The sequence below is a fragment of the Actinoplanes sp. NPDC026619 genome (genome assembly GCF_040638295.1).
Classification (GTDB): domain Bacteria; phylum Actinomycetota; class Actinomycetes; order Mycobacteriales; family Micromonosporaceae; genus Actinoplanes.
Genome location: NZ_JBEZYA010000007.1, coordinates 1 through 14,115, shown reverse-complemented (window position 1 = coordinate 14,115; position 14,115 = coordinate 1). Strand labels below are relative to the sequence as shown.

The following is a 14,115-nucleotide window of genomic DNA, read 5'->3' as shown; positions in this document are numbered from 1 at the left end:
CTCCATCCCCACAAGGTAAGGAAACGCGGCTCCGGGTCCCCCAACCCGGAGCCGCGTTTTCTCTGCCCTATGCCGTTTCGAAAACGGCCTATGCCAGGCCGCGGCCGGCCGTGGCCAGCGCTTCCTCGGCGATGCTCCACAGCGTCGTGCCGGCCGGCGCGTCGAGCCACATGTTCACCGAGACGCGCATCGCCACCAGGAACGTGGCGGCGGTCATCCGCGCGCGCACCCCGCTGGGGTCGGGCTCGGCCAGACGGCGCGCGATCTCGGCGGTGAGCTCACGCTCGCCCGCGGCGAAGGTCTGGTTCTGGGCGGCGAGCAGTGACGGATGGCTGCGCATCAGCCGGCCCTGTGCCACCCGCTCCGGGTCGAGTGCGCCCAGCTCACGGTTGAAGTCGGCGGCGATGGCGGTGAGCGCCGCCCAGGGCGCCTCGCCGGCCGGCCGGGCCCGCACCGCGTCGAGCAGCCGCTGGACCCGCTGGAAGTCGCCGTACATCAGCGCTTCCTCTTTGCTGCCGAAATAGTTCGAGAACGTGCGCCGGGAGACACCGGCGTCGTCGGCGATCGCCTCCACCGTGATCCGGTCGAGGCCGTGTTCGATGGCGAGCCGGACTGCCGACTCGTGCAGGGCCTGCCGAGTGGCGGCCTTTTTGCGCTCGCGAAGCCCCGGCTCCGCCGTCGTGCTCATGAGTTGAGCGTACCGGCGTGTGATTCGCTTCTCAATGAGAAAGATTGCGCAATGAGAAGCGAACGTCGATAGTTGTATGTGACAACCACCCCGAGGAGGTCCTGATGATCGAGACCCGCCGGGAGGTGCTGTCCGAACTCCGTGACGTGCTCAAAGCCGTACGCGTCTTCAAACAGCGCATCCCCGTCGTCGCCGTTCCCGCCGGAACGCTGGGTGTGCTCGCCGCCATCGCAGCCGGACGCGGCTCACACGTCACCGAACTCGCCACCGAGTGCGCCCTCGACCCGTCCACCGTCAGCCGCGCCGTGGCCGCCCTGGACCGAGCCGGCTTCGTCGGCCGCGAGGCCGACCCGAACGACGGCCGGGCTTGCGTGCTGACCCTCACCGACCCCGGTCGCGCCGCCATCGACCACGTGCTCACCGACTACGAGCGCGGCATGTCCGAGGCGCTGGCCGACTGGACGCCCGACGAGCTGCGCACCTTTTCGACTCTTCTGCACCGCTTCACCCACGACTTGCTGGAGGCTGCTTGATGAGCGCCAAACCCATGACCCATCGCCAGATCATGGAGGCCCTCTCCGGGCTCCTGCTGGTGCTCTTCGTCGCGATGGCCAGCTCGACCATCGTCTCCACCGCCCTGCCGACGATCATCGGGGCGCTCGACGGCAGCCAGACCCAGTACACCTGGGTGGTCACCGCCAGCCTGCTCACCGCGACCGCGTCCACCCCGATCTGGGGCAAGCTCGCCGACCTGTTCAGCAAGAAACTGCTCGTCCAGATCTCGATCGTCGTGTTCGTGCTCGGCTCGATGGTCGCCGGCCTCGCCCAGACCGCGCCCCAGCTCATCGCGGCACGCGCCTTCCAGGGCCTCGGCATGGGCGGCGTGCAGGCGCTCGTCCAGGTCGCGATCGCCGCGATGATCCCGCCCCGCGAACGCGGCCGGTACAACGGCTACCTCGGCGGCGTCATGGCCGTCGCCACCGTCGGCGGCCCGCTGCTCGGCGGCGTCATCGTCGACACCGCGTGGCTCGGCTGGCGCTGGTGCTTCTACATCGGCGTGCCGATCGCCATCATCGCCCTGGTCGTGCTGCAGAAGACCCTGAACCTCGCGGTCATCCGCCGTTCCTCCGTGAAGATCGACTACTGGGGCGCGTCCCTGATCGCGGCCGGCGTCAGCACCCTGCTGATCTGGGTGTCGTTCGTGGACAGCTCGTTCGCGTGGCTCTCCTGGGAGACGTACGCCATGGTCGGCGCCGGCCTTCTCCTGATCGCCGCCGCCATCTGGGTCGAGTCCCGGGTCGCCGAGCCGGTGGTCCCGCTGGAGATCGTCAAGAAGCGCGGCACCGCCCTCGCGATCATCGCCAGCCTCTCGGTCGGCATGGCCATGTTCGGTGGCGCGGTCTTCCTCGGCCAGTACTTCCAGATCGGCCGCGGTTACAGCCCCACCCAGGCGGGTCTGCTCACCATCCCGTTGATGGCCGGCGTGCTCGTCTCCTCCACCATCGCCGGGCGCATCATCAGCCGTACCGGAAAGATCAAGCCCTACATCGTCGCCGGCACCGTGACGCTCGTGGTCGGCTTCGCCGGCCTGTCGACCCTCGACCACACAACCCCGCTCTGGTACGTCGGAATCGCGATGGCCCTGGTCGGCATCGGAGTCGGCATGTCGATGCAGAACCTGGTGCTCTCGGTGCAGAACACGGTGGCGCTGAAGGACATCGGCGCGGCCAGCTCGACGGTGGCGTTCTTCCGCTCGCTGGGCGGCACGATCGGCGTCTCGGTCCTGGGTGCCGTCCTGGCCCACCGGGTCACCGCGAACCTGGGCGGAGGCGCCTCCAGCTCGGGCAGCAGCAGCCTCAACATCAGCGCCCTGCCCGAGGCCACCCAGCACGTGGTCCGCGCCGCCTACGGTGACGCCACCGGCCACATCTTCCTGATCTCGGCCGTCATCGCGGTGATCGGCGTGGTGGCCGCCCTGTTCATGAAGCCCACCGCCCTGCGCTCGACGGTCGACCTCGCCGAGGCCGCCAACTCCACCCCGAGCGCCGAGGACGAGGCCCAGATCCCGGCCGAAGCCCTCGCCCGCTGATTGCCCCTACAAAGGCGGCGTCCCCTCGACGGGGGCGCCGCCTTTGACGTGGATCACGTGTCTATCCGTGGGGATCTCCGCTCACCCAGAGCTAGCCTTTCAGAACGGAGCGCATACGAAGGGGTGTCGGGTTGGACGGCGAGTTATTGTCTGCGGCCCTCCTGGAGCTCGAGGACGAGATCAACTGGGACGCGACCGCCATGCTCGAGCGGGCCGCCGACATCGAGCGGCAGGCCGCCGAGCTCGGCGACGAGCTGCTGGTGGCGCGCGCCCGGCTGAGCCAGGCCAACCTGCACATGCGGGCCGGCGATCTGGCCGGTGCGGCCGGGCGGATCTGGAAGGTGCACCAGTGGGCGGTCGAGCACGACGCCCGGCAGCTCACCGCGCGCACCCACCTGGTCTGGGCCGGCATCCACCGGCACCTCGGTGACGTCGCCCAGTGCCTCGAGCACTCCATCCTCAGCGTCGAGCTGCTCGACGACACCGCCACCGACCACATGCGGATCTGGCATCGGGCCAAGCTCGCCGACGCGCTCAGCCTGGCCGGCTCGATGGACGCCGCGCGGCTGCGTTACCGGCAGGCCGCCGACCTGGCGCGCCGCCGGAAACGGCCGGACCTGCAACTCGCGGTGCTCAACAACTTCGCGTACGCCGAGTTCGCGGCCGGCCAGCACGAGCAGGCCCAGCAGGTGGCCGCCCGGCTGCAACTGCACGCCGCCGAGCACGGTTTCCAGCTCGACGCCGCCCTGCTCGACACGATCGGCGCCATCCAGATCGAGAACGAGCAGTACGCCGAGGCCGAGCGCACCCTGATGGCCTGCCTCGACCGGCATCACGACGGCAACCAGGACGACGCCGACGCGCTGGCCGAGTATCTGCTCACCCTGGCCCGGGCGCAGCGCGGCCTCGGCGCGTACGGCCGCGCTCAGCGCAGCCTCAACGCCTCCCGGCGCCTCTGCGCCGAGCGCGAGCTCGGCCACGTGCAGGTCCGGCTTCACCAAGAACAAGCCGAGTTGTACGCGGCCCGCGGCGAGTTCGCCGAAGCGTTCGCGGCGCACAAGGAGTTCTTCGCCGCGCACACCCGGCAGCATTCGCTCCAGCGGGAGGCGCAGGCACGCACCCGGCAGGCGATGTTCGAGACGGCCGAGGCCCGGCAGGAGGCGGAGCGGTTCCGCGAGCAGGCCCGCCGCGACCCGATGACCGGCCTGCGCAACCGCCGCTTCCTCAACGAGCAGTTGCCCGCCCTGATCGAGTCGGATCCGGAGCTGACCGTGGCGATGGTCGACCTCGACCACTACAAGCGGATCAACGACCGGCTGTCGCACGACGTCGGCGACCGGGTGCTGGTGCAGGTGGCGCGCCTGCTGGAGCACGGCCTGGCGGAGATCGCGCCGGGCGGCTTCGTGGTGCGGATGGGTGGCGAGGAGTTCCTTCTGGCACTCCCGGGAACCCCGACCGACCGGGCGGCCGAGGCTCTCGACGCGCTCCGCGAGGCGATCAAAAGTCACGATTGGAAACCGCTTACCTGCGGGCTTCCGGTTACCGTGAGCATTGGTGTGGCCGCCGTCGGCGACACCTCGAAACCGACGCAAGCGACGCTTCTGTCCATTGCGGACCGTCATTTGTACGCCGCCAAGCACGGCGGACGCGACCGCGTGGTGTCATCCGCAACCGGTTCCGGTCGAAACCGCCGACCGTCCGCCGCATGATCAACGATTCCGCTCCGTAGTTTTCGGGCGAGCGAGCCGAACCGCTACCCTTTACGACACTGACGGACGTCAACCCACACCCGGGTCGGGCGAGGGTCGCCGTCAGTGGCTAGGAGGGCCGTGCTGTGGGTGAGGGCAAAGAGGTTGCGCCGCCAGGGGTCAACATCAACGTCCCCCACTCGGCCCGCATCTACGACTACTGGCTCGGCGGCAAGGACAATTTCGCGGTCGACCGTGGGGTCGGCGAGGCGATGATCAAAGCGATCCCCGGCATGCGCTACATGGCCGGGGAAAACCGCAAGTTCGTCCACCGGGTGGCCCGTGATCTGGTCGCCAAGGAGGGCATCCGGCAGTTCCTCGACATCGGCACCGGCATCCCGACCCGGCCCAACCTGCACGAGATCGCCCAGCGGATCGAGCCGTCGTCCCGGGTGGTCTATGTGGACAATGACCCGATCGTCCTGGTGCACGCCCGGGCCCTGATGGTCAGCAAGCCGGAGGGCCGCAGCGAATACATCTCGGCCGACATCCGCGACCCGCGGTCGATCCTCGACGACCCGATGCTCAAGGACACGCTGACCTTCGGCGAGCCGGTCGGCCTCACCCTGATCGCGATCCTGATGTTGCTGGCCGACTCGGACGACCCGTGGGCACTCGTCGCCGCGCTGCGCGACGCGATGCCGTCCGGCAGCTGCCTGGCGATCACCCACCCGACGGCCGATTTCGCGCCGGCCGAGGTCGAGCAGGCGGTCAACACCGCGACCGGCGCCGGCATGACACTGGTGGCCCGCTCCGAGGAAGCGGTCCGCCGCTTCTTCGGTGACTGGGAGATGCTGGAGCCGGGCCTGGTGCCGGTGTCGAGCTGGCGCCCGGACTCGACCGTGGAGAACCCGGAAGCCGCCTATTACTGGGCCGGAGTCGCTCGCAAGCCATAGGCGGGGGCCAGGGGCGAGCGGGCCCCTGACCCCCAGTTATATGGGTGCAAAGCCTCGTCGGCCAATCCCCTCGGTCATCCGAACTGGATGACCGACCGGCGAAGCTTCATGGGGACCGGTCGAGCGGCCTGGCACGGGGGAACCGGACCGCCCGACCGGCCGTCGGGCGGCGCCCCGTCGGGGGCGCCATGCGAGGTGTTACGGAGTCACACCCGCAATCGCGGTCGCTTGCGTGCCAGCGGAGCCGGTAGTCGTTCCGCGCGGATAAGAATCTGGCGCCGCCCGGCCGGGTGGCCGGCCGGATCGAGCTCCTCGCCCTCCGCCTCGAGCCAGGTGACGCCGTCGCGAACCACCGAGCTTGCCCACTCGATGTGCACGATGCGTAACCGAAGGCTGCCAGTGCCGTGGCGATAGTCGGACTCGGCGAACTCATGTGCGGGCCAGCGCGGCTGCCGCGGCAGGAGCCGGCCGCCGCGGAAGATCAGCGCCGTCGGCGCGGAAACCGTCGGACCGGGGAGGTGCCCGGCACGTCGGCCTCGCGCACAGCGGACCAGGTCAGTCGCGCGCGTCGGAATCACCATCCTCGGCCGACGGACGCGGATCGACCGCCGTGGCATCGGGGCGGGCCAGGGCATACCTGACACCGCCGAAACGGTGGGTGACGGCACTGGCACGCATTGTGGCGGCCACCACGTCGTCGGTCAGCGGCTCGTCTCGGTAGACGAGTGGCGGGTTGCCCCTACGGTGGGTTTCCACCCCGTCGGGGTCGCCCTGGTCGGCATGCTCCGGCCCGATATTGGGAATCGACATGCTCGTCACCTCTCGCTGGACGCCCCCGCCAGGGAGCCTCGCTTCGAGGCCGCAGACGCCGTTTCCGCGACCGACCCGTCACTTAAAGATGTCACCCTAAGTGACACCCTAAGTTTTGGTACGTGCGTTATCATGCTCACAATCCCGTGAGTACGCAAGGCCAAATGCACGTGCATTTGCACAACGCGTGATCTGGCCGTAGCCACGAGAGACCAGTGCCTCCGGGCGATCCCCGACCGGAGCAAACCAAGGGAGCTTCAAATGAACGCGGTTAACGGCATCCCCGCCGGCCAGTTGGACGGTGTCACCTGGCAGAAGAGCCGGCGCAGCAACCCCAGCGGCAACTGCGTCGAGTGCGCGGTGCTGCCTTCCGGCGAGGTCGCCATGCGCAACTCCCGGGACCCGGAAGGCCCGGCCCTGATCTACACGCCGGCCGAGATCGAGGCCTTCCTCGGTGGAGTCCGCGACGGCGACTTCGACAACCTGCTCGCCTGACTCGACCTGCGCAAGGCACAGGCCATAAAAGCTCGGGCCCGCCGTGACCGGCGGGCCCGAGTGCTGTCCTGGGGTGGATCAGGCTGGGCGACCGACTTCGTGCAGCAGCTTGCCGAGGATCTCCGGCGTGTGGTTCGGCGGCTCGGCGTCGATGCAGACCCGCTCCATCGCCATCGCGTACTGGTCGACGTCCTCGCGCTTGTCCAGATAGATCGCGCTCGTCAGCTGCTCGACATAGACCACGTCGGGCAGCTCCGGCTCGGGGAAGCGGAGGATCGCGAACGGCCCGCCCGCGGCGGCGTGGCCACCCGCGTGGAAGGGAATGATCTGCAGCCGCACGTTCGGCTTCTTGGCCGCCTCGATCAGGAACTCGATCTGCGCCTTCATCACGTCGATGCCGCCGATCGGGCGGCGCAGCACGGCCTCGTCGATGACCGCCCACAGCTGGGGCGCGTCCGGCCGGTCGAGGATCTGCTGCCGCTGGCGGCGCAGCTCGACGCGGCGGTCCATCTCCTCCGGGGTGACGCCGGCGTGGCCGAGCATGATGACGGCCCGCGCGTATTCCGGAGTCTGCAGCAGACCGGGGACGAACTGGACCTCATAGGTGCGCAGCAGCGAGGCCGCGGCCTCCAGGCCCAGATAGGACTGGAACCAGCCGGGCAGGATGTCGCTGAACTGCTGCCACCAGCCCGGGTTGTTGGCCTGACGGGCCAGCACGAGCAGAGCCTCACGCTCGTCCCTGTCGTTGACCCCGTAGAGGGTCAACAGGTCGGCGACGTCGCGCTCCTTGAAGCTGACCCGCCCGAGCTCCATGCGGCTGATCTTCGAGCCCGAGGCCCGGATCTCCCAGCCCGCGTCTTCCCTGCTGATCGCCTTGGCTTCCCGCAAGCGGCGGAGCTGGGCGCCGAGCAGGATGCGCAGCACTGTAGGGCCGCTGCCCGGTGCCTCCTCCTGCGAACCCGCGCTCACCTGACTCCTTGCATCACTGTTGGGGGCTGCCGGGCCGGTTTTGGGTTGCCCGGCCTCAGCCCCAAGCATCCTAAAGGGGAGATCGTCCACAACGAAACAGCACCAGCTTATCTCCGGAGGGTAACGCCCGGCGCATCCGCGCGCTGCAAATGCACGTGCATCCGGCCTTGCGAACGCCTCTGTCGGCGAGGATGATAGCTGACACACGCGTATCACCTGTTGACACTGCGTGCTGATGTTCGGCTTCTCGGCCTGCACGCGCGTCCCTGGTGGTGCTCATTGCCACCCGACGACCGAGTCTCCGAGACCTGGGAGGGCCATCTCGATGTCCACGGCACCGGCGTCCCCACCTCCGTCCAACACGCCGACAACCGCCCCGCCACAGCGCGATCCCGCCGATGTGGCCCCCGCCGACAGTTACCACCCGGCCGACCGGGTGTGGGTCTACCGGGACGGCTGGCGAGCCGGAGTCATCGAGGCCGCCTCGCCGAGGGCAGTGACCGTCACCTACCGACCGGGCGCCCACCGCGGCACCGGGGTCGACACGTTCACCGCTCCCTATGTGAGCGCCCGTTCCTCGGACGATCCGCTCGACCGCCGCGACCGCAATGTCGTCGGTCGCCGGATGACGCCGGCCGGTCTCCCCGTGCGAGGTTCCGCGGCATGACCGGAGCGGTAACGGTGGCGGCCCTCGTCGGCCTCCTGAGCTTGTTCGGTGGCGTGGCCCTGGGGTGGTACCTGAGACGCACCAACGACTGGTGCCCCTCCTGCGGTGACCAGCTGGCGTGCGAGGGGTGCGGCGCGGGCGCCGCCTGGCCCAAGCGTCCGGTGACCTCCACCCACCCACACTGACCCGCAAAACAACCCGAGTCGGCGCGATTGCGCCGGCTCTTTTGTCGTTGCGGTCCGTAATCAGCCGTGCCGACCATCGATCGGGTGAATCCTGCTCGGCGAAGACCTGAACAGCGGTTACTTACCGTGACGTTTTAGGGGTCCGGCGGCCACACGGCTGAGGCTAATCACCCAAAGGGTCGATATTGAAGTTGTCGCGGAACACGTTCGCCGGGTCGTACTCCTTCTTCAACGCCCGCAACCTGGCCAAAGTCGCAGGTGGCCAGGTGTCGGCGAGCCTCGAGGGACTCAGGTCGGTCTCGAACGAAAGGTACAAACCGCGGAAGTGCGAGGCCAGCGCACCCCAGGCAGCGTCCAATCTCGACCTTGATGCCCCGAATGCGACCACTGAGAAGTTCGCCGCGCGGTGCGAATATGCGGTGGCATCCGCCGGCACGTCGGCGACCGCGCCGCCCACCGACCGGATCTGGAAGAAGTAGGCGGCACCACCGTTGACCAGGGCCGCAGCCGCGGCACAGAACGATGGGGTCAAATGGTCGATCAGCCCCGATCGAGCCACCGGATCGCCCTGGCCGTCGTGCGGCGCATCCGGCACGTTCATCACGCCGGCATAGGGCACGAGCTGGACCTGCTGGTCGAGCAACGGCGCGATCCGGGCGATCGGGGTGAGCCGGTCGATGATCGTGTCCGGTGTGGACGAGTTGACCACGCCGTACACCTGGGCAAGTGATTGTCCTTGGCGCGGCGCGCCGACGATGAGGTTGGTCGTCAGGTCGCGCGGGGCCGCCTCCATCGCGGCGCCCCAGCGCTCCAGCAGCCCCGCCGTGTCGGACGCGTCGAAGACGAACTGGCCGAAACCGACGTTCTCCACCTCGTCGACCTGGAACTCGAACGCGGTGACGATGCCGAAGTTGGCGCCGGCTCCGCGCACCGCCCAGAACAGGTCCGGGTGCTCGGCCTCGCTCACGTGCACCCGAGACCCGTCCGCCAGCACCAGGTCGGCGGCACGCATGTGGTCGATGGTGAGGCCGTGCTCGCGGGCCAGCCAGCCGATGCCGCCGGCCGTGGCCAGCCCGCCGACCCCGACACCGCCGTAGTCGCCGCTCGACAGCGCCCACCCGTGCGGGGCGAGCGCCGCCGCCACATCCTTCCAGCGTGCGCCCGCCTCGACCCGCACCAGCCGGTCGTCTTCCGACAGGACCGCGATGTCGCGCATCTCGGACAGGTCGATCACGATGCCGCCGTCGTTCGTGGACCGCCCGCTGATCCCGTGGCCGCCGCTGCGCACGGCCAGCGGCACCTTCTGCTCCCGGGCGAACGCGAGCGCGGTGACGACCTGATCGACGTCGCGCGCCTTGATCACCAGGCCCGGCGACCCGCCGCGCATATAGGTGGAGCGGACCTTGGCGTACCCGTAATCGCCTGGCTCGACAGCCGTCAGTGAACCGGGAAGCCCGTCATAGTCGATGCCTTCGCGGCGTGCCGCCAACGCGGCAGCGCTGCGCACCGGCCCCGCCGAAATACCGGCCGCCGACCGCGCTCGGGCCACCTCCGCACGCACCGCCGGAATCACCTCGGTGGCGAATCGCTCCAGCTCATTGGGGTCGTCGGTGCCGATGATCAGGGTGCTGACGCCGTCTTCGAGAATCATCGGCAGCAACTCGTCCACCGTCGCCTCACCGGAAATGTTCAACAGCCGACGGATCTCCCGCGGATCCCGCCCCGCGGCCGCCGCGGCCTCGTCGATGATCGCGTTGCCGCGGGCGAGGTCCCCCGGCTTCAGGTAGCCGAGCGACGGCAGCCAGCCGTCGGCCTTGGCGCCCACGAGCCGCAGCATCCGCGGCTTGTAGGCACCCAGCCAGATCGGCACCTCATGGGCCGGCGCCGGCCCACGCTTGGCCCCGCTGAGCTGGTAATACTTGCCGTCGAGCCGCAGTGCGGCGCGCTTGTCCGCCTGCCAAATCTCCCGGATCACGTCGATGGCCTCGGAAAGCTGATCGACCGACTCGGCCGGCGTACGCCGCGGAAAGCCCATCGCCACCATCGCGTCCCAGAACGCGCCGGCCCCGAGCCCGAGCGCCAGCCGCCCCTCGGACAGCAGATCAAGCGACGCCGCCGCCCGCGCGAGCACCGGCGCCGGCCGCATCGGCACGTTCAGCACGTTGCCGGAGATCGCGATCGTCGACGTCTGCGCCGCCACCCAGGTCAGCAGCGTCCAGGTGTCGAGGAAGCCGGCCTGGTAGGGGTGATCCTGGAACGTGACGAGATCAAAGCCGAGCTGCTCGCTGAGCTGCGCCCGCTCCACGGCGGCCTGCGGCGGGTCGTTGACCGGAGTGATAAAAGTGCCGAACTCGATCGGATGCCCATAATCCACAAGCTGAGCCTAGATCTTGTTCAGGGGTCATCGGTGGGCTGCCGGGACTTGAGGGTGTCCACCTCCGCCCGCAGCTTGCGAATCTCGTGCAGGAGCAGGGCGATGTCGGCGCGGGTGGCTGTGCCGGCCGGCCGATCGGCGTCGGAGAGGCGCTCCACCATCCAGCTGGCCAGCGTTCCGGTGGTGAACCCGATCAGGCCCAGACCACCGACCATCAGGGCCACCGCCACCAGGCGTCCTTCGGTGGTCTCCGGATAGAGATCGCCGTAGCCAACGGTCGTGATCGTGCAGACCGCCCACCACAGCGCTTCCGGATATGTCTGGATCCGCCCGTTGGGATGCCCGCGCTCCGCGTCCAGCACGGCCAGCGCCGCCATCAGGACGATCAGGCCGGTCGCGCAGATCACGTAGATCGCCAGCCGCCCCCGCGTCCACGCCACCGCGTGCCGGTTGAGCACCCGCAGCGCGTTGAGCAGGCGCAACGCTCGCAGCGGCCGGAGCACCGGCAGGATCAGAACCGCCAGGTCGAACCAATGAGTGCGGACGAAGCGGTGCTTGTTACCGGCCAGACGGAGACGAACCAGATATTCGATGCAGAACAGCGCCCAGATCAGCACATCGCCGAGCTGGCAGACGTTCCGCCAGGTCGAATCCATCCCCGGGTCCAGCACCGGCCAGGCGTAGACCGCGATGAAGAGCAAGGAAAGACCGGTCAGCGGGTACGCGGTCGCGTGCTCCCAGGCGCGCAGGCGTCGCTCGCTCACACCCGCAGTTTGCCTGATATGTCAGGGTATTTGGGGTCGGTCCGGCGCTTTGATGCTGTTGATACTCATTCAGCAGATGGCGAACGCCAGCGTTTTTCCCGCCGACCAGCCGGGAATCCATTGGCCGTCGCGGATGTGTCGCTGGAGGTGGTCCCTCGTGCTCGAGCCGAACGAGAAGGCAATGTTCGACAGCCTGGTGAACAGACTGCGCGAGGACGACCCGGTGTTCACCCGCCGAACCAACCGACTGGCCCGCCCCAAGCGCAACTTCTACGTGGCGCTGGCAATTCTGCTGTGGACCACGGCCCCGATGTGCATCGTCTTCGGCGGCTGGACCGGCCTGCTGCTGGCCGTCGTGGGCGTCGCCTACGGCGTACACCTGATGTCGAGACGAGGCGGCATCACCAGCGAGACCCTGTGGCCCTCACCGCGCCGCCGCCCCGGCGTCTCGAACTAGCTCCACTTATCGCCGGTGAGCCGCTCGTAGACCTCGACGTAGCGGTTGCGGGTGGCCTCGACGACGTCCTCCGGGATCTCGGGCCCCGGATCGGTGCGGTCCCAGTCCGTCAGCTTCCCTGACCAGTCCCGCAGGAACTGCTTGTCGAGGTAGCGCTGGGTGCTGCCGGGCGCCCATTCGTCAGCGGCCCAGAAGCGCGACGAGTCAGGCGTGAGCAGCTCATCCCCGAGCTTGAGGGTGCCGTCCTTGGCGTACCCAAGCTCGATCTTGGTGTCCGCGATGATGATGCCCTTGGTTGCCGCGACCTCCTGGCCGCGGCGGTAGACCTCGAGGGTGACGCGGCGGAGCTCTTCCGCCTCGTCCTTGCCGACCTTGGCCTCGACCTCGGCGAAGGTCATGAACTCGTCGTGACCCTCGCCGACCGGCGCCTTGGTGGTGGGGGTGTAGATCGGGTCGGGGAGCTTGGAGCCCTCGATCAGCCCCGGGATCAGCTGTACGCCCGAGACGGCGCCGTCGCGCTCGTACTCCTTCAGACCTGAGCCGGCGAGGTAGCCGCGAGCAATGCACTCGACCATGACCATGTCTAGGCGCTCGCAGCGGATCGCGCGGCCCTGCCACTCGGCCGGCACGTCGGTGCTGGAGATGACGTGGTTGGGGATGACGTCACTGAGCTGCTCAAACCACCAGAGCGAGAGCTGAGTGAGGATCTTCCCCTTGTCCGGGATAGCGGTAGGCAGGATGACGTCGTAGATCGAGATCCGGTCCGAGGTGACCAGCACCAGGTCATCGCCGTCCGAGTAGACGTCCCGAACCTTCCCCGAGTGCAACAGCTCCACGTGATCCCCCTAGCCCAACCCAGCCGAATCTGCTGCTTTACGCTAGCCGACCTCAAAGAACGAGTTCCGAAAGGCTCCCCAAGCGGACGAGATCAAAGCGGCACACTGACGCGGTGAGTAAGGGCGCTGTCGCGGGCCGTACGAGATCGTTCTGACCGAGACGCGTGCAGGGCAGGCGCACCTGACCGCACAGCCTCTCGCTCGGCAGGGGGTGTCGAGCACTCGCGACTCGTTCAGCGCCGCCCATCTGGGGCTCGTCGAACCCGATCTACTCGGCGCAGACGCAGGACAGAATCAGTGGACGAGATTAATGCTGATCTTCGAAGGACCTCCTCTCGCGTCCTTCACGAGTGCGTTTGTACCCAGTATCGAAATCTCGGCCGTAGATGCCAAAGCTGAGAGTGGCCGCTCGGCGATACAACTCCCGCGGACACCTTTCGTGCCCAGTAATCTCACTGCATGACGTCGAGTGGCGCACCAGTCGAGAAAGATTTCAGTATCGCGGTTATGGGTCGAACGCTTGAACATCTAGGCGTACAGATGTACAAGCGGCGCGATGCCGCGCTCGCTGAGCTGGTGGCGAACGCGTGGGACGCCGGAGCCGCCGAAGTCGAGATCACCCTTCCGGAACCCGGGACATATAACCGCCAACAGGACGAAATAACGGTGCGGGACGACGGCGCCGGGATGACTGACGAGGGCCTTCAATCCGACTATCTCGTTATCGGCCGCAATCGCCGTGCGGCAGGGCAGGCAGAGATGGGCGGCCGAAAGCCGATGGGGCGCAAGGGCATCGGGAAGCTGGCCGGCTTCGGTCTGGCTCAACGCATGAGAGTCGACACCTGGCGAGGGGGTTCATACACCACTGTCACGCTGGACGTCGAACTACTCAAGACGCCCGCAGGCGATGTGCGAACGCTGACCCTTCCCGGATCGGTCCAGACCATCCCCAACACCGACGACCACGGAACCTGCATCACGCTCAGTCACTTGAAGCACGCGACCGCTCTCGATCCCGAAGCTCTCAGACACAACCTGGCGCGTAACTAATCAGGTCAGCTGATTGCGGGGATCCATGGTCGGCCGGACGTGAGTTGGACGAGGGCGTCGTAGAGGTTGAGGCCGTGTTTGGTTGCG

General features: G+C 68.1%; 16 protein-coding genes. 9 read left to right on the top strand and 7 right to left on the bottom strand.

Annotated features, from left to right (window positions below; genetic code table 11):
- Positions 1–88: 88 nt before the first annotated feature.
- Positions 89–688 (bottom strand): helix-turn-helix domain-containing protein, encoded by a 600-nt coding sequence (locus tag AB0E90_RS16940; RefSeq protein WP_360405564.1) that lies wholly within the window; start codon positions 686–688, stop codon positions 89–91.
- 104 nt (positions 689–792) lie between these two features.
- Between AB0E90_RS16940 and AB0E90_RS16935 the strand changes: the two genes are divergently transcribed.
- From AB0E90_RS16935 to AB0E90_RS16920, 4 genes are all read left to right on the top strand, one after another.
- Positions 793–1,221 (top strand): MarR family transcriptional regulator, encoded by a 429-nt coding sequence (locus AB0E90_RS16935; RefSeq protein ID WP_360405561.1) that lies wholly within the window; start codon positions 793–795, stop codon positions 1,219–1,221.
- Positions 1,221–2,777, top strand: coding sequence for an MDR family MFS transporter (locus AB0E90_RS16930; RefSeq protein ID WP_360405558.1), 1,557 nt, complete (start codon positions 1,221–1,223; stop codon positions 2,775–2,777). The genes AB0E90_RS16935 and AB0E90_RS16930 overlap by 1 nt, the downstream gene beginning before the upstream one ends.
- A 146-nt stretch (positions 2,778–2,923) precedes the next feature.
- Positions 2,924–4,486 carry a diguanylate cyclase gene (locus AB0E90_RS16925; protein ID WP_360405555.1) on the top strand — a complete coding sequence of 521 codons (1,563 nt, stop codon included), beginning with the start codon at positions 2,924–2,926 and terminating at the stop codon, positions 4,484–4,486.
- A gap of 125 nt (positions 4,487–4,611) precedes the next feature.
- Positions 4,612–5,421, top strand: coding sequence for an SAM-dependent methyltransferase (locus AB0E90_RS16920; RefSeq protein WP_360405552.1), 810 nt, complete (start codon positions 4,612–4,614; stop codon positions 5,419–5,421).
- A 206-nt stretch (positions 5,422–5,627) separates the two neighbouring features.
- Here the strand turns inward: AB0E90_RS16920 and AB0E90_RS16915 are convergent, their stop codons facing one another.
- Entirely contained in the window at positions 5,628–5,798 is a 171-nt protein-coding gene (locus AB0E90_RS16915; RefSeq protein ID WP_360405549.1) for a hypothetical protein, read from the bottom strand.
- A 178-nt stretch (positions 5,799–5,976) separates the two neighbouring features.
- A complete protein-coding gene (locus tag AB0E90_RS16910) occupies positions 5,977–6,231 on the bottom strand; it encodes a hypothetical protein (protein WP_360405546.1) in 255 nt (84 codons plus the stop codon).
- 261 nt (positions 6,232–6,492) lie between these two features.
- Between AB0E90_RS16910 and AB0E90_RS16905 the strand changes: the two genes are divergently transcribed.
- A complete protein-coding gene (locus AB0E90_RS16905) occupies positions 6,493–6,726 on the top strand; it encodes a DUF397 domain-containing protein (protein WP_213010842.1) in 234 nt (77 codons plus the stop codon).
- Positions 6,727–6,804: 78 nt separating this feature from the next.
- On the opposite strand, the gene AB0E90_RS16900 is transcribed toward AB0E90_RS16905, so the two are convergent.
- Positions 6,805–7,695 (bottom strand): helix-turn-helix transcriptional regulator, encoded by an 891-nt coding sequence (locus tag AB0E90_RS16900; protein WP_360405542.1) that lies wholly within the window; start codon positions 7,693–7,695, stop codon positions 6,805–6,807.
- Positions 7,696–8,020: 325 nt separating this feature from the next.
- Here AB0E90_RS16900 and AB0E90_RS16895 point away from each other — a divergent pair, with 325 nt between their 5' ends.
- A complete protein-coding gene (locus AB0E90_RS16895) occupies positions 8,021–8,362 on the top strand; it encodes a hypothetical protein (RefSeq protein WP_360405539.1) in 342 nt (113 codons plus the stop codon).
- On the top strand, positions 8,359–8,547 hold the full coding sequence (locus AB0E90_RS16890; protein ID WP_360405536.1) for a hypothetical protein: 189 nt from the start codon (positions 8,359–8,361) through the stop codon (positions 8,545–8,547). Before AB0E90_RS16895 ends, AB0E90_RS16890 begins: the two co-directional genes overlap by 4 nt.
- A gap of 163 nt (positions 8,548–8,710) precedes the next feature.
- Here the strand turns inward: AB0E90_RS16890 and AB0E90_RS16885 are convergent, their stop codons facing one another.
- Positions 8,711–10,921 carry an LLM class flavin-dependent oxidoreductase gene (locus AB0E90_RS16885; protein WP_360405533.1) on the bottom strand — a complete coding sequence of 737 codons (2,211 nt, stop codon included), beginning with the start codon at positions 10,919–10,921 and terminating at the stop codon, positions 8,711–8,713.
- A 20-nt stretch (positions 10,922–10,941) separates the two neighbouring features.
- Positions 10,942–11,685, bottom strand: a complete 744-nt coding sequence (locus tag AB0E90_RS16880; RefSeq protein WP_360405530.1) for an ion transporter — start codon at positions 11,683–11,685, stop codon at positions 10,942–10,944.
- Between the two features lie 157 nt (positions 11,686–11,842).
- On the opposite strand from AB0E90_RS16880, the gene AB0E90_RS16875 reads away from it, so the two are divergent.
- A complete protein-coding gene (locus tag AB0E90_RS16875) occupies positions 11,843–12,142 on the top strand; it encodes a DUF3040 domain-containing protein (protein ID WP_360405527.1) in 300 nt (99 codons plus the stop codon).
- On the opposite strand, the gene AB0E90_RS16870 is transcribed toward AB0E90_RS16875, so the two are convergent.
- Entirely contained in the window at positions 12,139–12,978 is an 840-nt protein-coding gene (locus tag AB0E90_RS16870; RefSeq protein WP_360405525.1) for a phosphoribosylaminoimidazolesuccinocarboxamide synthase, read from the bottom strand. The two genes, AB0E90_RS16875 and AB0E90_RS16870, sit on opposite strands and share 4 nt — an antisense overlap.
- 459 nt (positions 12,979–13,437) lie before the next feature.
- On the opposite strand from AB0E90_RS16870, the gene AB0E90_RS16865 reads away from it, so the two are divergent.
- A complete protein-coding gene (locus AB0E90_RS16865) occupies positions 13,438–14,028 on the top strand; it encodes an ATP-binding protein (RefSeq protein WP_360405522.1) in 591 nt (196 codons plus the stop codon).
- Positions 14,029–14,115: the final 87 nt, after the last annotated feature.